Origin of the sequence: Geminicoccus harenae (assembly GCF_019800005.1) — a bacterium.
Classification (GTDB): Bacteria; Pseudomonadota; Alphaproteobacteria; order Geminicoccales; family Geminicoccaceae; genus Geminicoccus; species Geminicoccus harenae.
Genome location: NZ_JABGCL010000013.1, coordinates 66,047 through 81,983, shown reverse-complemented (window position 1 = coordinate 81,983; position 15,937 = coordinate 66,047). Strand labels below are relative to the sequence as shown.

Sequence of the window (15,937 nt, the reverse complement as noted above, 5' to 3'; positions counted from 1 at the left end):
CTCCTGACAGCTTGTGTCTTCTCCTATCAATCATGACCGGGCTTGACCCGGCCATCCAGTCTTCTCGACCATTCCTGGATGGCCGGCTCGAGGCCGGCCATGATGAAGAAGCAATCGCAGCCGGCCGGTTCCGCCCCGCCTCGAACCGTCACGATGCCGGCCATCCGAAGCCGCCGTCAGCCAGCCGGCTGCTTCGTCTCGGCCAGCAGCCGCACCGCTGCCAGCGCCACCGGATCCAGCCCTTCGCCGCCGGCTTCCGCATGCTTGCTGATCGCGGTGCGCATTCGCGGGTCCCAGAACTGGCGGATATGCTGGGCGGTGGCCTCTGCGGCGTCACCCGGCTGGGTGGCGAAGAAGGTGGCGATCTGGTTGGCCATGTTGGCGAGGTGCCTGACGTTCATCCGGCGCTGATCCGCTGCTCGTGGGTGTAGATGTTGAAGCCGCCCTGCCGGGCAAAGCCGATCAGGGCCTGGCCGGCGGCATCGGCCAGCTCGACCGCCAGCGTGGTCGGTGCGGAGATCGCGACCACCACCGCGAAGCCGGCGAGGGCGGCCTTCTGTACCATCTCGGTGCTGCAGCGGCTGGTCAGCACGAGGAAGCCGTCCTCCGCTGCGGTGCCGGTCCGGGCCATGGCGCCGGTCAGCTTGTCGAGCGCGTTGTGCCGGCCGACATCCTCGCGGACCAGCGCCACCCGGCCCTCGCGCGTGGCGAACGCCGCGGCATGGACCGCGCCGCTCTGGCGGTTGAGCGTCTGGGTGGCGGGCAGGGCCGCCAGGGCCCGTTCGATGGAAGGGGCAGGGATGGGCGGGGCGGGCGGCAGGGTCGGCAGCGGGCGCAGCGCCCGCTCGATGCTGAGGATGCCGCACATGCCGCAGGACGTGCCGGCGGTGACGTGGCGCTGGCGATCGGCCAGGGCCGCCATCCGCGCAGCCGGGATCGTGATGCGGATCTCGACGCCCAGCACCACGTCCTCGATCTCGACCGCCTCGATCTCGCTCGCATGGTCGACGATGCCCTCGGCCAGCGTGAAGCCGGTGGCGAAGTCCTCCAGATGCTCGGGCGAGGTCATCAGCACGGCGAAGTCCTGGCCGTTATAGACCATTGCCGTGGCGCACTCGCCGGCCACCGTCTCGATCCGCTCGACGAAGCGTCCGCCCTCGTAGCGACGCACCTTCCGGCCGGGTGCCAGCGGCCGGTCGCGGCGCTGCCTGCCGCCAGCCAGCCGCCCCGCCGTCACTCGGCGGCCACGGCCGCGATCTGCCGGGCCGCCTCGCGGAACTGCTCGTACTCCTCCTGCCAGCGCGAGGGCTGGTTGGTGAGCCGCACCTCGACCGCCGTGACCTTGTATTCCGGACAGTTGGTCGCCCAGTCGGAATTCTCGGTGGTGACGACGTTGGCGCCGCTCATCGGGTGGTGGAAGGTCGTGTAGACCACGCCCGGCTGCATCCGCTCGGAGATCAGCGCGGTGAGCGTGGTCTCGCCGGCCCGGCTGGCCAGCAGCACCACGTCGCCGTCCTGGATGCCGCGCTGCTCGGCATCGTGCGGATGGATCTCCAAGACGTCCTCGCCATGCCAGACCGTGTTGGCGGTCCGACGGGTCTGGGCGCCGACATTGTACTGGCTGAGGATGCGGCCGGTGGTGAGCAGGAGCGGGAAGCGCGGGCCAGTGCGCTCCTCGGTCGGCACATAGGCGGTGACCACGAACTTGCCCCTGCCGCGGGCGAAGCCGCCGACATGCATGGTGGGCGTGCCTTCGGGCGCCTTCTCGTTGCACGGCCACTGGATCGAGCCCAGCTGGTCCAGCCGCTCGAAGCTCACGCCCGCGAAGGTCGGGGTGAGTGCCGCGATCTCGTCCATGATCTCGGACGGATGGGTATAGTCCATCGGGTAGCCGAGCGCCCGGGACAGGGCCATGGTGACTTCCCAGTCGGCCATGCCGGCCATGGGCGGGATTGCCTTGCGCACGCGGGAGATGCGGCGCTCTGCATTGGTGAAGGTGCCGTCCTTCTCCAGGAAGGAGGAGCCCGGCAGGAAGACATGGGCGTAGTTGGCGGTCTCATTCAGGAAGATGTCCTGGATGACCACGCATTCCATGGCAGCCAGACCGGCCGTCACGTGCTGGATGTTCGGGTCGCTCTGGGCGATGTCCTCGCCCTGGATGTAGAGGCCCTTGAACGAGCCGTCGATCGCGGCGTCCAGCATGTTCGGGATGCGCAGGCCGGGCTCGTGGTCGATGGTGACCCCCCAGGCCTGGTCGAACAGCGCCCGCACGCCCTCGTCGGCGACATGGCGGTAGCCCGAGAGCTCGTGCGGGAACGAGCCCATGTCGCAGGAGCCCTGCACGTTGTTCTGGCCGCGCAGCGGGTTCACGCCCACGCCGGGCCGGCCGAGATTGCCGGTGGCCATGGCGAGGTTGGCCATGGCCATCACCGCGGTCGAGCCCTGGCTGTGCTCGGTCACCCCCAGGCCGTAATAGATCGCGGCATTGCCGCCCATGGCATAGAGGCGTGCTGCCGCCCGGATCGTGGCCGCCGGCACGCCGGTCATGCCCTCGACCGCCTCGGGCGCATTCTCCGGGCGCTTGATGAAGTCCAGCCAGACCGCGAAGTCGGCAGGGTCGCAGCGCTCGGCGACGAAGGCCTCGTCGACCATGCCCTCGGTCGCGATCACATGGGCCAGCGCGTTCAGGACCGCGACATTGGTGCCGGGCAGGAGCTGGAGATGATGCTCGGCCTCCACATGGGGCGTGCGCACCAGGTCGATCCGGCGCGGGTCGATCACGATCAGCCGGGCACCCTGGCGCAGCCGCTTCTTCATGCGTGAGCCGAACACCGGGTGGGCGTCGGTCGGGTTGGCGCCGATCACCAGGATGACGTCGGCGTCCATCACCGAATCGAAGTCCTGGGTGCCGGCCGACGTGCCGAACGCGGTGCGCAGGCCATAGCCGGTCGGCGAGTGGCAGACGCGCGCGCAGGTATCGACATTGTTGTTGCCGAATGCGGCGCGGACCATCTTCTGGACGAGGAAGGTTTCCTCGTTGGTGCAGCGCGAGCTGGTGATGCCGCCGATCGAGCCGCGCCCGTACTTGGCCTGGATGCGCTTGAACTCGGACGCCGCGTGGTTGATCGCGGTTTCCCAGGAGACTTCCTGCCAGGGCTCGTGGATCGAGGCGCGGATCATCGGCTTGGTGATCCGGTCCTTGTGCGTGACATAGCCCCAGGCGAAGCGGCCCTTGACGCAGCTATGGCCGTGATTGGCCTTGCCGTCCTTGTGCGGGCGCATGCGCAGGACCTGGTTGCCCTGCAGCTCGGCCTTGAACGAGCAGCCGACCCCGCAATAGGCGCAGGTCGTCACCACGCTGCGGTTGGGCATCCCGTTGTCGATGATCGCCTTGTCCATCAAGGACGAGGTCGGGCAGGCATCCACGCAGGCGCCGCAGGACACGCATTCGGATTCGAGGAAGGGCTCGGCCACGCCGGCCGACACCTTGGACGCGAAGCCGCGATTCTCGATGGTGAGCGCGAACGTGCCCTGGACCTCGGCGCAGGCGCGCACGCAGCGCGAGCAGACGATGCACTTGGCCGGGTCGAAGGTGAAGTAGGGGTTGCTCTCGTCCTTGGGCAGGTCCTGGTGGTTGGCGCCGGCAAAGCCGTAGCGGACCTCGCGCAGGCCGACCGCGGCCACCATGTCCTGCATCTCGCAGTCGCCGCTGGACGGGACCGCCAGATTGTCCGTGGGGAAGTCGGACATGTAGAGTTCCATCACCCCGCGGCGCAGCCTGCCCAGCCGCTCGTTCTGGGTGACGACCTTCATGCCCGGCTCGACCAGCGTGGTGCAGGAAGCGGGCGTGCCGCGGCGGCCCTCGATCTCGACCAAGCAAAGCCGGCAGGAGCCGAATTCCTCCAGCGTGTCGGTGGCGCACAGTTTCGGCACCGAGACGCCCGCGAGCGCCGCCGCGCGCATCACCGTGGTGCCGGCCGGCACCGTGACCGGGTGGCCGTCGATCTCCAGGGTCACCGATACGTCGCTGACGACGGCGGGGGTGCCGAGATCCTGCTCCTTGATGAGGGTCATGATGTCGGTCCTTCTCACTCGGCAGCCTGCGCGCTCTGCGCGCGGTCGAAGTCTTCGGGGAAGTGGGTGAGCGCACTCATGACCGGCATCGGGGTGAGGCCGCCCAGCGCGCAGAGCGAGCCGTCGCGCATCACCTCGGCCAGGTCCTGCAACAGGTTGATCTGGTGCACGACGTCCTGTCCGGCCAGGATCCGGTCCATCACCTCGACACCACGGGTCGAGCCGATCCGGCAGGGCGTGCACTTGCCGCAGGATTCGATCGCGCAGAACTCCAGCGCGAAGCGGGCCTGCTTCGCCAGATCCACCGTGTCGTCGAACACGACGATGCCGCCATGGCCGATCATCCCGCCCCTGGCGGCGAACGCCTCGTAGTCGAACGGCGTGTCGAACAGCGAGGTCGGCCAGTAGGCGCCGAGCGGGCCGCCCACCTGCACCGCACGGATCGGCCGGCCGGTGCGGGTGCCGCCGCCCAGGTCCTCGACCAGTTCGCCCAGCGTCAGGCCGAAGGCGCGCTCGATCAGTCCGCCATGCTTGATGTTGCCGGCCAGCTGGATCGGCATGGTGCCGCGCGAGCGGCCCATCCCGAACTCCTGGTAGAAGTCGCCGCCCATCGCCAGGATGGTCGGCACGGCCGTCAATGACAGCACGTTGTTGATGATGGTCGGGCGGCCGAACAGGCCCTGGATCGCGGGCAGCGGCGGCTTCTTGCGCACCGTGCCGCGCTTGCCCTCCAGGCTGTCCAGCAGCGAGGTCTCCTCGCCGCAGATATAGGCGCCGGCCCCCAGGCGCGCTTCCAGGTGGAAGACCCGGCCGCTGCCCAGGATGTCGTCGCCCAGGATGCCCGCCGCCTCGGCGATCCGGATCGCCTCGACGAAGGTCTTGAAGGCGTGCGGATATTCGGAGCGGATATAGACGAAGCCCTTGGTGGCGCCCACGGCCAGGCCGGCGATCACCATGCCCTCGATCAGGAGGTAGGGGTCGCCCTCCATGATCATCCGGTCGGCGAACGTGCCGCTGTCGCCCTCGTCCGCGTTGCAGACGATGTAGCGCTGGTCGGCTTCGGTCTGGGCAGCGGTGCGCCACTTGATGCCGGTAGGAAAGCCGGCACCGCCCCGGCCGCGCAGGCCCGAGCGGGTTACCTCCTCGATGATCGCCGCTGGCGCCATCTGCAGCGCCTTGGCCAGACCCGCCAGCCCCCCATGCGCGCGATAATCGTCGAGCGAGAGCGGGGCAGTCAGCCCGCAGCGTGCAAAGGTCAGGCGCTGCTGGCAGGTGAGCCAGGGATGGTCGGCGACGAGGCCGATCCCGCGCGGATGGCTGCCGCCCTGGAGGAAGCCGGCGTCGAACAGGGAAGGGATTTCGGCCGCGGTCATCGGGCCATAGCCCACCCGGCCTTGCGGCAGCTCGACCTCGACCAGCGGCTCCAGCCAGAGCATGCCCCGGCTGCCGTTGCGCACGATCTCGATGTCGAGCCCGCGGGTCAGCGCCTCGGCGCGGATCCGGGCCACCACCTGGCCGGCACCCACTGCCAGCGCCGCGGCATCCTGGGGAATGAAGACGCGCACCCGGCTCATGCCGCCACCTCCTGGGCAAGCGCCAGCACGTTCACCGGATCGAGCCGGGCGTGGAGTTCGCCGTCCAGCATGGCCGACGGTGCGCTGGCGCACAGGCCCAGGCAGTAGACCGGCTCCAGCGTGACCCTGCCATCCGGGCTGGTCTCGCCCATACGGATGCCGAGCGCGGTCTCGAGCGCCGCCAGCACCCGGTCCGAGCCCATCGACTGGCAGGCCTCCGCCTGGCAGAGCTTGATCACATGGCGCCCGGCCGGCTCCTGCCGGAAGTCATGGTAGAAGGTCACGACGCCATGCACGTCGGCGCGCGACAGGTTCAGGACCTCGGCCACGATCGGGACCGCGCGGCGATCGACATGGCCGAACCGGTCGACCAGCGCGTGGAGGATCGGCAGGAGCGGACCCTCCAGGCCCTTCAGCTCCATCGCCACCGCCCGCACTTCCGCCGGGTCGAATTCTCGATACCGTTCCTGCACCAGCAAGCCGCCAGCCTCCCGCAGCGAACCGCCCTTCAGAGTTCGACTAATTCTATCCACCGGTTCAGCCCGATGATCAAACGGGGAAAATCGATGGTATGATCGCTATTCTCGATCATCAGCTTCCAATTGCTCGATCATGTCCTGAAGCCGCAACCCGGATGCCGCTTTTTCGAGAGCGGCCACCAGCGGCGGGATCGGCGACTGGTCGCGCAGCACCAGCCCGATCTTGTGGGACCGGTCGGGCCTGGCCAGCGGCACGGCGATCATCCCGGGCGGGATGCCGGCGACCCAGAGGAAGCTGTGCGGCAGGACGCTGGACCAGGCACCCGCGCGCATCTGCGAATAGAGCGCCATCACCGAGTTGGTTTCCAGGCGCGGCGCCGGGGTGAGGCCCATCTCGGTGAAGATGCCGTTCAGGATGCGCCGGTTCTGCATGTCCGGGGTCAGCAGGCAGAGCGGCAGCGGCGCCAGCTCCGACCAGGCCGCTTCCTTGCGCCCGGCGAACGGCCCGTCCTTGGGCGTCACCAGCAGGTAGCGCTCGCGATAGAGCGGCACGGCGCGCAGCCCGTGCAAAGGCTCGTTGTCGAGATAGGTCAGGCCGGCTTCCAGGTGGAACTCGTCCAGGCCGCGCTGGATCTCGGTGGAGGTGCGCGAGGTCACGGTCATGCGCACGCCCGGATAGGCCTCCAGCAAGGGCGTGGTCACCATGCCCACGATCGGCAGGGCCATCGGGATGGCGCCGATCCGCAGGTGCCCGGTCAGCCCCTCGCGCAGCGCACCCAGTTCCTGATCGAGCAGGTCGCGCTCGGCCAGCATCCGCCTGGCCCAGCCGAGCAGGACCCGGCCTTCCGGGGTGAAGTCGCGAAAGCGCCGGTCGCGCTCGACCAGCGGTGCGCCCACCTCCTCCTCGAGCTGGCGGATCGCCGCGGAGAGCGTGGACTGGGTGATGTTGCAGGCAGCCGCGGCGCGGCCGAAATGCAGCTCGCGCCCGAGCGAAGCGAAATAGGCCAGGTGGCGAAGCTGCATCGGACGCTCTGTTCTCGGCGGTGCGGTCGTGCCGGGCCACGATGCGGTGCCCGGGCGGAGGCGACAAGCGCCGGCTGGCCTGCCATGATCCGGCGGCACGGGCTCGCGATGGGGGAAGCCGCATTGGCCGTCGAGCTGCAGATCCACGAGCGGATCCTGGCCGACCTGCAGGACGGCGTACTGACGCTCGACCTGGAAGGCCGGCTGATCACCATCAACCCGGCCGCGGCCCGGCTGCTCGACCTGGATGCGGTCAGCGCCACCGGCCGGAGCTATGCCGAGCTGTTCCTCCTGGACGAGGCGTTCGAGCCGCTGAACGAGGTGCTGCTCCAGGCGATCTACGAGCCCGCGGTCACCCATGAGCGCGAGGTGACCCTGGAACTCGCCACGGTGCGCGATCTGCTGGTGCGCACCACCCTGCTGCGCGGCGAGGGCGAGGACCCGGGCGGGGTGATCGTGCTGCTGGCCGACATCTCGGTCGAGCGGCAGCGGCGCAAGCTGAAGAGCCTGTTCGGCTCCTATATCGACCCGCGCATCGTCGAGCGGCTGATCGCTCAGGCCGACCAGATCGACGAGGGCAGCCGGCAGGAGGCGACCATCGCCTTTCTCGACCTGCAGGGCTTCAGCCACCTGGCCGAGGAACTGCCGCCCTCCGGGATCGTCGCCTTCCTGAACGCCTATCTGGAGGAAATGTCGGCGCCGATCGGCGCGCATCAGGGCGTCACCGACAAATATATCGGCGACGGGATCATGGCGTTCTGGTCGCATCTTTTCACCCCGCAGGGCGAGCCGGCCGTGCTGGCCTGCCGGGCGGCCCTTGCCCAGCGCGCCCGCCTGGGCGACCTGCGGGCCCGGGTCCGCGACCAGTTCGGCCTGTCGGCCGACGCGATCGAGATCCGCTGCGGCATCGCCACGGGCGAGGTGATCGCCGGCAGCCTGGGGCCCCAGCATGCCCGCACCTACACGGTGATCGGCGACGCGGTGAACCTCGCCGCCCGGCTGGAGGCCGCCAACAAGCGCCTGGGCAGCCGGATCCTGGTCTCGGAAGCGACCCACGCCCAGGCGGAAACGCAGTTCCGCTTCCGCCCGCACGGCGTGATCGAGCTGCCGGGCAGGGCGCGGACCGAGCGGGTGTTCGAGCTGCTGGGCGAGGCGTGAGCGGGCCATCAGCCAGTGCTTTCGGCCAATGCCTTGGCGAACGTGCGGGCAGCGGGGCCCAGCGGCTGGTCCAGGCGGTGGGCCAGATAGACCTCGTAGCGGGTCTGGCCGCCGCGACCGAGTGCACTCGTATCCAGCCGGTGGAGCCGGCCTTCCCGTAGATCGCGCGCGACCAGCCAGCTGGGTAGCCTGCCCCAGCCGAGCCCCGCCAGGATCATGGCGTGCTTGGCCTCCTGGCTGCCGACCCGGCAGGTCTGGGGCGACAGCACGCCGAAACTGCGCCCTTCGGACATGGGCGTGGGATCGGCCAGCACGATCTGCAGATGGTCGAAGAGCTGCGCCACGTCGAGCGGCCTATCGGCAGGCTGGCGGGCGAGAGGATGGCTGTCCGCCACCACCGCCACCTGCTCGATCGGGCTGAGCGCGGTGAAGGACAGGCGCGGGTCGCGGAAATCCTCGCCCGCCATGATCGCCAGGGTGCTGCGCCGCTCAAGCAGGGCGGAGGCGGGCCCGCCCATGGGCGCCACGTCGAGATGGAAGGCAACGGTCGGGTAGGTTGCGTGAACCTCGGCCAGTGCCGCGCCTATCAGGTCCAGCGGGAACAGGGTGTCGACTACCAGCGACAGTTCCAGTTCGACACCCTGGCCCAGTCCCCGGGCACGGGCACGCATCGCGTCGACCCGCAGCAGGATGTCCCGCGCGTTGGCGAGCAGGGCCTCTCCCTCCGGCGTCAGCCGCGGGCGATGGCCGGCACGGTCGAACAGGCTGAGGCCCAGTTCCCGCTCCAGGTTGGCAATGGCATGGCTGACCGCGGACTGTGCCCGGGCGAGACGTGTCGCGCCTTGGCGAAAGCTGCCGCTTTCGGCCACGGCCACGAAGGTGCGGAGCTGGTCCAGGGTCAGGACGTCCAACATGATCGATCCCGTGCATCAGTTCGATGCGAATTATCGCACTCCAGTAGATCAGGTGGCAGTCATATCCTCCGGCAACAGCAGATTCGGAGGACACGGAATGACCAGGGTGCTGGTGCTCTATTATTCGGCCTTCGGCCATGTCGAGCGGTTGGCGCAGGCGGTGGCCGCGGGCGCTCGGGAGGCGGGTGCCGCGGTCGTGGTGAAGCGGGTGCCCGAGCTGGTGCCCGAAGCCGTCGCCCATCGGAAGGGCTACCGGCTGGATCAGCCGGCCGAGGTTGCGACGGTCGAGGAACTGGCAGACTACGATGCCATCGTGATTGGGACGCCCACGCGCTTTGGTAACATGGCTGCCCAGATGAAGAACTTCCTGGACCAAGCTGGTGGCCTGTGGGCGCGCGACGCGCTGGTCGGGCGGCTTGGCAGTGCCTTCACCTCCACTGGCAGCCAGCATGGCGGACAGGAGACCACGCTCGTCTCCATCCACACCGTGCTCCTGCATCTCGGCATGGTCGTCGCCGGCCTGCCCTATAGCTTCAAGGGGCAGTTGCGCATGGACGAGGTGACCGGCGGCTCGCCCTATGGCGCCTCGACGCTTGCCGATGACGGCCAGGGCGGCGACCGCCAGCCGAGCGAGAACGAGCTGGCGGGTGCCCGCTTCCAGGGGCGCCACGTCGCGACGCTGGCGCGAGCCCTGGCCGCTGCCAGGATGACGGAGGCGGCCTGATGGCAAGGGCGATCGGCCTGCCGACGCCGGCCGTGGACCGGCTGGCCGTGGCCGCCATCGTCGGGGCCGGTGTGGTCGCCGCGGTGCAGGTCGGCAAGGCCGCGATCGCGGCACCACTCCTGCAGGCTGATCTTCACGTCGATCTGGCCTCGATCGGCTGGCTGACGGCGGTGTTCGCGCTGCTCGGAGCTGCCGGCGGCATTCCCGTCGGCGCCGTAGTCCGGGCGCTGGGTGACCGGCTCGTGTTGTCCCTGGGGCTCCTGGCGATCCTGGGCGGGGCCGCTGGCGGAGCCGGTGCCGCCTCATTCCCGCTGCTCCTGGGCTCGCGGGTCGTGGAGGGACTGGGCTTCCTCCTGATCGTGGTCGCAGCGCCGGCCGTGCTGCAGCGGATTGCTCCACCCCAAGCGCGGGACGGGACGCTGTCGCTGTGGAGCTGCTTCATGCCGACCGGCATGGCGCTCGCGATGCTGGTCGGACCCTTGTTCGAGAGCTGGCGCGCGTTCTGGTGGGCCACCGCGGTGGTAGCGGCACTCGTCCTGGTGGCGGTGCTGCGGGTCGTGCCGGCAGGGGACGCGCAGCCGGCCGCGCCCGGAGCCGGGCTCCTGCAGGACGTGGTGCATGCGCTCAAGGCTCCGGCACCCGTGCTCCTGGCGCTCTGCTTCGTGCTCTACAGCCTGATGTTCTTCGCCCTGTTCAGTTTCCTGCCGATCCTGCTGATGGACCGGATGGAGATGGGCCACGGTATGGCGGGCCTGCTGAGCGCGCTCGCCACTGCCGTGAACGTGCTGGGCAACCTGGCGGCGGGCCGGCTGCTCGCCCGAGGCATGTCCCGCCCGGGGCTGATCGGTGCTGCCGCCCTGCTGATGGGCCTGTGCGCGCTCGGCATCTTTCCGGCCGTAGTGGGCAACGGACCGGCCCTGCTGCTCTGCCTCCTGTTCTCGGCGATCGGCGGACTGATACCGGCCACGCTCCTGGCCTCCGCCCCGCTCGCAGTACCTGTTCCCGCGCTGACGGCAATCGTCGTCGGCCTGCTGATGCAGGGCAGCAATCTCGGCCAGATGCTGGGCCCGGTGCTGGTCGGTGAAGTGATCGAGACATGGGGCTGGCCGGCAGCGACCGTCGTCGTCGTAGCGGCGGCGGCAATGGCCCTGGGCGTGGCGGCGCTGCTTACTGGCCGGCTCAAAGCCGGACCTCCCGGCGTATCGACCTAAAGAAAATCGTCCCGCCTGGGCGTGAACACGTCCACCAGCGCCCCGGCTTCCAGGGCGACGCAGCCATGCGGCGCATTCGGCGGCACATGGTAGATGTCGCCCGGCTGGAGGCGGCGGGTCTCGCCCGCGATCGTGGCCTCGAACAGGCCGGATTCCACCAGGCTCACCTGGGTGTGGGGGTGGTGGTGCATGGCGCCGACGGCACCCTTCTCGAACCGGACCCGCACGGTCATCATGTTCTCGTCATGGCTGAGCACCTGACGGTGCACGCCGGGCGCCACCTCCTGCCAGGGTGCGTCGGCGGTGGTGGCGAACAGGGGCATCGGGCGGTTCCCTTTTTGGCTGCGTGGATCTGGAGGGGATGCGAGTGGCGCTGGTGGCGGGCGGCGGGGAGGCTCACCGGAACAGGGCCGGCAGCCACAAGGACAAGGCCGGCACGTAGGTGACCAGCAGGAGCACGGCGATCGAGGCGCCGAAGAACGGCCAGATCGTCTTCATCGCCTGGCCGATCGTGATGCCGCCTACCGCGCAGCCGACGAACAGCACCGAGCCCACCGGCGGCGTGTTCAGGCCGATCCCAGCGTTCAGGATCAGGATCACGCCGAAATGGACCGGGTCGATGCCGAAGCTCTTCACCAGCGGCAGGAAGATCGGCGTGGTGATGATGATGAGTGGCGCCATGTCCATGAAGGTGCCGAGGAACAAAAGCGCCAGGTTGATCAGCAGGAGGATGACGATCGGGTCCGAGGAGATCGCCTGCATCAGCTGGATCGTGGCGGCGGGCACCTGCATGAAGGCCATCAGCCAGCCGAACGAGGCAGCCGTGCCGATCACCAGCAGGACCATGGCGGTGGTGCGCACCGCCCCCAGCGTCGCCTCGCAGAAGCCCCGCCAGTCCAGCTCGCGATAGACCAGCACGGTGACCAGCAGCGCATAGACCACGGCGATGCAGGAACTCTCGGTCGCGGTGAACACGCCCGAGCGCACGCCGCCGAAGATGATGCCGATCAGGAGGAGGCCCGGCAGGGCGGCCAGCAGGTAGCGGCCGATCGCGGCGAAGCCCGGGAACATGCCGGCGGGATAGCCGCGGCGCACCGCGACGATCCAGGCGGTGACCATGAGCGCCAGCGCCAGCAGCAGGCCCGGGATGATGCCGGCGGTGAACAGGTCGGCGATCGAGATGCTGCCGCCCGCGGTCACCGAGTAGATGATCATGTTGTGCGAGGGCGGGACCAGCAGGGCGATGATCGCCGAGTTGACCGTGACGTTGACCGCATAGTCCCGGTCATAGCCGCGCCTGGCCATCTGCGGGATCATGATGCCGCCCACCGCCGAGGCGTCGGCCACGGCCGAGCCAGAGATGCCGCCGAACATGGTCGAGGTCAGCACGTTGACCTGGCCCAGGCCGCCGCGCAGGTGGCCCACCAGGCTGGCGGCGAAGCGGATCAGCCGCTCGGCGATGCCGCCGCGGATCATCAGGTCGCCGGCGAAGATGAAGAACGGGATCGCCATCATCGCGAAGACGTTGATGCCCGAGTTGAGCTGCTGGAACACCACGACCGGCGGGATGCCCATGTAGAACACGGTCGCCACCGAGGCGATGCCCAGGCAGAAGGCGACCGGCATGCCGATCAGCAGGAGGAAGGAGAACGCGCCGAACAGGATCGCCATCGCCATGGGGTCAGTCCGCCCGCGCGATCAGGCGCTGGAGCAGTTTCTCCAGGGCGAACAGGGCGATGAGCAGGCCGCCCAGCACCAGCGGGAGGTAGTCCACGCCCTGCGGGATGCCCAGACCCGACATGGTGGCGCCCCAGGTGCCGGCGGCGAGCTTGGCGCCATAGAAGGCCATGCCCAGGCCGAACAGGGTGATCAGCGCGAAGCTGGTGCACTGCATCGCCTTGCGCAGCTTCGGGGGGGCGAGGGTGAGGCCGATCTCGAAGCCCAAATGATCGCTCTCGCGCACCCCCACCGCGGCACCCAGCAGGATGAACCAGCTCATCAGCAGGAGCGAGCCGGGCTCGGTCCAGTGCGGGCTGTCATTCAGCACGTAGCGGCCGAACACCTGCCAGGCGATCGCGGCGGTCATGGCGATCAGGCCCGCCGCGGCCGACCAGAGCGCCACCGCCGCAATTCGGTCGAGCACCCGGTGCAGCCGGGCGAGCGGGCCCACTGGCCGGACCAGCGGGGAAGCAGGCGGGGCGGTCGGATCCCCCGGAACGGTGGCGGCAACGGGCATGGCGCGATCCGGCTGGGGGAACTGGCGGGACAGGGCCGGCTCAGGCCATGGCGCGGATGCGCTGGACCAGGTCCTGGAGCTTCGCGTCGGTCACGAACTCGGCATAGACCGGCTCCATGGCGGCGATGAACGGCGCCTTGTCCACCGGGTTGGCGACCGCGCCGCCGGCCTCGGCCCGCGTGCGGGCCTCCTTCTCGCGCGCCACCCACAGCTCGCGCATCTTCGGCACCGACTCCTTGGCCGCCGCCTTGACGATCGCCTGGTCCTCCGGGGTGAGGCGGTCATAGCTGGCCTTGGACATGACCAGGGCTTCCGGCGACATGGAGTGCTCGGTCTGCGAGTAGAACTTCGCGACCTCGTAATGCTTCACCGAATCATAGGACGGCCAGTTGTTCTCCGCCCCGTCGACCACGCCGGTCTGCAGGGCGGAATAGACCTCGCCGAACGGGATCGGCGTGGCGTTGGCGCCCAGTGCCTGGATCATGGCGATGAACAGGTCGGACTGCTGGACCCGGATCTTCAGCCCCTTCATGTCGTCGAGCGTCTGGATCGGGTGCTTGGCGTTGTAGAAGGAGCGCGCCCCCGAATCGTAGAAGGCCAACACCACGAGATCATGCGGCTCGAAGGCGGCCGCGATCTCCTCGCCGATCTCGCCGTCGATGACCTGGTGCATGTGGTCCTCGGAGCGGAACAGGAAGGGCAGCGAGAGGATCTGGGTCTCGGGGATCAGGTTGTTGAAGGGCGCGAAGTTGATCCGGTTCATGTCGATGACGCCAAAGCGCGTCTGCTCGATCGTGTCCTTCTCGCCGCCCAGCTGGCCGGACGGGAAGAGCTGGATCTCCAGCCGGCCGCCGGTGCGCTCCTTGATCAGCTCGCCCATGAACTGGACCGCCGCCACGGTCGGATAGCCTTCCGGGTGGATGTCGGCGGAGCGCAGCGTGACGGTCTGCGCGCGAGCGGTACCGCCCATCAGGCCGGTGGTGGCAAGGGCGGTGCCGGCGGCCAGCGCCGTGCGTCGGTTGAGCATCATCGTCCGTAAACTCCCTGATCCGGGGTTCAGAGGCGGTAGGCCTTCTTGGCGAGGCCGTAGGCTAGGTCATGCGCGAGCTCGAACGCCTCGTCCTCGTCCAGCCGCCCGGTCAGGACGAGCTCGGCGAGAAAGGCGCAATCGACCCGCCGCGCCATGTCGTGGCGGGCCGGGATCGAGGGGAAGGCGCGGGTGTCGTCGTTGAAGCCGACCGTGTTGTAGAAGCCGGCCGTCTCGGTGGTGAGCTCGCGATAGCGCCGCATGCCCTCGGGGCTGTCGAAGAACCACCAGGCAGGGCCCAGCCTCAGGCAGGGATAGACGCCGGCCAAAGGCGCCAGCTCGCGCGCGTAGGCGCTCTCGTCCAGCGTGAACAGGATCACGGTCAGGTCGGCGCGGTGGCCGACGGCAGCCAGCAGCGGGCGCAGCGCCTCGACATAGTCGGTGCGGGTCGGGATGTCGGCACCCTTGTCCCGGCCGAAGCAGGCGAACAGATGCGGGTCGTGGTTGCGCCAGGATCCTGGATGGATCTGCATGACCAGCCCGTCGTCCAGGCTCATCCGCGCCATCTCGGTCAGCATCTGCGCGCGGAACGCCTCGCGCTCGGCGGCCGAGGCCTCGCCACCGCGCACCCTGGCGAACAGGTCGGCCGCAGCCGGCCCGTCCAGGTCGAGCGTGCGGGCGGTCGGGTGGCCGTGATCGGTGGAGGTGGCGCCCATCGTCTTGAAGAAGGCGCGGCGCTGGCGGTGGGCATCGAGATAGCCCTGCCAGTTCCCGGTATCGCAGCCGGTGAGCTCGCCGAACCGGTCGAGATTGGCGGCAAAGCCCTGGAAGTCGGGATCGACCACCGGGTCGGGCCGGTACGCGGTGACCACCCGGCCGCCCCAGCCGGATTCCCGGATCTGCTTGTGCCAGCGCAGATCGTCGAGCGGGCTCTCGGTGGTGGCGATCACCTCGATATTGAACCGCTCGAACAAGGCGCGCGGCCGGAACTCCGGCCGGGCCAGGCAGTCGGCGATGCGGTCATAGTGGGAATCGGCGTTGTGGGCCGACAGCCGCTCCTCCAGGCCGAACAGGGTGGCAAAGGCATGGTCCAGCCAGAGCCTAGTCGGGGTGCCGCGGAACAGGTGGTAGTGCTCGGCAAAGCGCCGCCAGATCCGGCGCCCGTCGGTCTCGACCGGCGTGCCGTCCACGCTCGGCACGCCCAGTTCCTCCAGCCGCACGCCCTGGCTGTAGAGCATGCGGAACACGTAGTGGTCGGGCACCACGAAGAGCTGGGCGGGGTCGGGGAAGGGCTGGTCCAGCGCGTACCAGCTGGGATCGGTGTGGCCGTGCGGGCTGACGATCGGCAAGGGCGCCACCTCGGCCAGGAGCCGGCGCGCCAAGCTGCGGGCAGCGGGATCGAACGGCAGCAGCCGGTTCGGATCGAGCAGCAAGCCTGCCTCCCTGAAAGTCTGGTGTCTTGATGACCAGTATTGCCGAAAAAGGTAATATATCAGTCCTGTCCCGACAAGCACCAT

Annotated in this window: 16 protein-coding genes; 3 read left to right on the top strand and 13 right to left on the bottom strand. The window is 69.1% G+C overall.

Translation table 11 applies throughout. The features are described from left to right. Nucleotides 1-26 precede the first annotated feature (26 nt). From HLA95_RS14195 to HLA95_RS14165, 7 genes are all read right to left on the bottom strand, one after another. Entirely contained in the window at nt 27-164 is a 138-nt protein-coding gene (locus tag HLA95_RS14195; protein WP_191062341.1) for a hypothetical protein, read from the bottom strand. 12 nt (nt 165-176) lie between these two features. Next, nucleotides 177-401, bottom strand: coding sequence for a formate dehydrogenase subunit delta (locus HLA95_RS14190; RefSeq protein WP_191062340.1), 225 nt, complete (start codon nt 399-401; stop codon nt 177-179). Then, the gene (fdhD, locus tag HLA95_RS14185; RefSeq protein WP_222183675.1) at nt 398-1,237 is read right to left on the bottom strand and encodes a formate dehydrogenase accessory sulfurtransferase FdhD; all 840 of its coding nucleotides are present in this window, start codon (nt 1,235-1,237) and stop codon (nt 398-400) included. The genes HLA95_RS14190 and fdhD overlap by 4 nt, the downstream gene beginning before the upstream one ends. Further along, on the bottom strand, nt 1,234-4,074 hold the full coding sequence (gene fdhF, locus HLA95_RS14180) for a formate dehydrogenase subunit alpha (RefSeq protein WP_222183674.1): 2,841 nt from the start codon (nt 4,072-4,074) through the stop codon (nt 1,234-1,236). The genes fdhD and fdhF overlap by 4 nt, the downstream gene beginning before the upstream one ends. Nucleotides 4,075-4,088: 14 nt before the next feature. Further along, entirely contained in the window at nt 4,089-5,648 is a 1,560-nt protein-coding gene (locus HLA95_RS14175) for a formate dehydrogenase beta subunit (protein ID WP_191060194.1), read from the bottom strand. After that, a complete protein-coding gene (locus HLA95_RS14170) occupies nt 5,645-6,070 on the bottom strand; it encodes a formate dehydrogenase subunit gamma (protein ID WP_191060196.1) in 426 nt (141 codons plus the stop codon). The genes HLA95_RS14175 and HLA95_RS14170 overlap by 4 nt, the downstream gene beginning before the upstream one ends. Nucleotides 6,071-6,226: 156 nt before the next feature. After that, nucleotides 6,227-7,150 (bottom strand): LysR family transcriptional regulator, encoded by a 924-nt coding sequence (locus HLA95_RS14165; RefSeq protein ID WP_191060193.1) that lies wholly within the window; start codon nt 7,148-7,150, stop codon nt 6,227-6,229. Nucleotides 7,151-7,234: 84 nt separating this feature from the next. On the opposite strand from HLA95_RS14165, the gene HLA95_RS14160 reads away from it, so the two are divergent. Then, nucleotides 7,235-8,308 carry an adenylate/guanylate cyclase domain-containing protein gene (locus HLA95_RS14160; RefSeq protein WP_222183673.1) on the top strand — a complete coding sequence of 358 codons (1,074 nt, stop codon included), beginning with the start codon at nt 7,235-7,237 and terminating at the stop codon, nt 8,306-8,308. Between the two features lie 8 nt (nt 8,309-8,316). Here the strand turns inward: HLA95_RS14160 and HLA95_RS14155 are convergent, their stop codons facing one another. Then, entirely contained in the window at nt 8,317-9,222 is a 906-nt protein-coding gene (locus HLA95_RS14155) for a LysR family transcriptional regulator (protein WP_191062050.1), read from the bottom strand. Between the two features lie 97 nt (nt 9,223-9,319). Here HLA95_RS14155 and wrbA point away from each other — a divergent pair, with 97 nt between their 5' ends. Then, nucleotides 9,320-9,946: an NAD(P)H:quinone oxidoreductase gene (wrbA, locus tag HLA95_RS14150; RefSeq protein WP_191062051.1), complete on the top strand. Its 627-nt coding sequence runs from the start codon at nt 9,320-9,322 to the stop codon at nt 9,944-9,946. Continuing rightward, nucleotides 9,946-11,157 carry an MFS transporter gene (locus HLA95_RS14145; protein WP_191059970.1) on the top strand — a complete coding sequence of 404 codons (1,212 nt, stop codon included), beginning with the start codon at nt 9,946-9,948 and terminating at the stop codon, nt 11,155-11,157. Before wrbA ends, HLA95_RS14145 begins: the two co-directional genes overlap by 1 nt. Here HLA95_RS14145 and HLA95_RS14140 read toward each other — a convergent pair. The 5 genes from HLA95_RS14140 to uxaC all read right to left on the bottom strand — a co-directional run bounded on the left by HLA95_RS14140 (nt 11,154) and on the right by uxaC (nt 15,853). Further along, nucleotides 11,154-11,480, bottom strand: coding sequence for a cupin domain-containing protein (locus HLA95_RS14140; protein WP_191059969.1), 327 nt, complete (start codon nt 11,478-11,480; stop codon nt 11,154-11,156). The genes HLA95_RS14145 and HLA95_RS14140 overlap by 4 nt on opposite strands. A 73-nt stretch (nt 11,481-11,553) precedes the next feature. Then, the gene (locus tag HLA95_RS14135) at nt 11,554-12,834 is read right to left on the bottom strand and encodes a TRAP transporter large permease (RefSeq protein ID WP_191059968.1); all 1,281 of its coding nucleotides are present in this window, start codon (nt 12,832-12,834) and stop codon (nt 11,554-11,556) included. 4 nt (nt 12,835-12,838) lie between these two features. Next, nucleotides 12,839-13,393 carry a TRAP transporter small permease gene (locus HLA95_RS14130; RefSeq protein ID WP_191059967.1) on the bottom strand — a complete coding sequence of 185 codons (555 nt, stop codon included), beginning with the start codon at nt 13,391-13,393 and terminating at the stop codon, nt 12,839-12,841. A gap of 40 nt (nt 13,394-13,433) precedes the next feature. Further along, nucleotides 13,434-14,423, bottom strand: coding sequence for a TRAP transporter substrate-binding protein (locus HLA95_RS14125; protein ID WP_222183671.1), 990 nt, complete (start codon nt 14,421-14,423; stop codon nt 13,434-13,436). Nucleotides 14,424-14,449: 26 nt separating this feature from the next. Further along, the gene (gene uxaC, locus HLA95_RS14120; protein WP_223861534.1) at nt 14,450-15,853 is read right to left on the bottom strand and encodes a glucuronate isomerase; all 1,404 of its coding nucleotides are present in this window, start codon (nt 15,851-15,853) and stop codon (nt 14,450-14,452) included. Between the last annotated feature and the right edge of the window lie 84 nt (nt 15,854-15,937).

Excerpts from the sequence above, each read along its gene's own strand:
- HLA95_RS14165 (WP_191060193.1), bottom strand. The coding sequence starts at position 7,150 with ATGCAGCTTCGCCACCTGGCCTATTTCGCTTCGCTCGGGCGCGAGCTG.
- HLA95_RS14160 (WP_222183673.1), top strand. The coding sequence starts at position 7,235 with ATGATCCGGCGGCACGGGCTCGCGATGGGGGAAGCCGCATTGGCCGTC.
- HLA95_RS14130 (WP_191059967.1), bottom strand. The coding sequence starts at position 13,393 with ATGCCCGTTGCCGCCACCGTTCCGGGGGATCCGACCGCCCCGCCTGCT.
- HLA95_RS14155 (WP_191062050.1), bottom strand. The coding sequence starts at position 9,222 with ATGTTGGACGTCCTGACCCTGGACCAGCTCCGCACCTTCGTGGCCGTG.
- wrbA (WP_191062051.1), top strand. The coding sequence starts at position 9,320 with ATGACCAGGGTGCTGGTGCTCTATTATTCGGCCTTCGGCCATGTCGAG.
- HLA95_RS14170 (WP_191060196.1), bottom strand. The coding sequence starts at position 6,070 with ATGGAGCTGAAGGGCCTGGAGGGTCCGCTCCTGCCGATCCTCCACGCG.
- HLA95_RS14195 (WP_191062341.1), bottom strand. The coding sequence starts at position 164 with ATGGCCGGCATCGTGACGGTTCGAGGCGGGGCGGAACCGGCCGGCTGC.
- HLA95_RS14125 (WP_222183671.1), bottom strand. The coding sequence starts at position 14,423 with ATGATGCTCAACCGACGCACGGCGCTGGCCGCCGGCACCGCCCTTGCC.
- fdhF (WP_222183674.1), bottom strand. The coding sequence starts at position 4,074 with ATGACCCTCATCAAGGAGCAGGATCTCGGCACCCCCGCCGTCGTCAGC.
- HLA95_RS14190 (WP_191062340.1), bottom strand. The coding sequence starts at position 401 with ATGAACGTCAGGCACCTCGCCAACATGGCCAACCAGATCGCCACCTTC.
- HLA95_RS14135 (WP_191059968.1), bottom strand. The coding sequence starts at position 12,834 with ATGGCGATGGCGATCCTGTTCGGCGCGTTCTCCTTCCTCCTGCTGATC.
- HLA95_RS14175 (WP_191060194.1), bottom strand. The coding sequence starts at position 5,648 with ATGAGCCGGGTGCGCGTCTTCATTCCCCAGGATGCCGCGGCGCTGGCA.
- HLA95_RS14140 (WP_191059969.1), bottom strand. The coding sequence starts at position 11,480 with ATGCCCCTGTTCGCCACCACCGCCGACGCACCCTGGCAGGAGGTGGCG.
- HLA95_RS14145 (WP_191059970.1), top strand. The coding sequence starts at position 9,946 with ATGGCAAGGGCGATCGGCCTGCCGACGCCGGCCGTGGACCGGCTGGCC.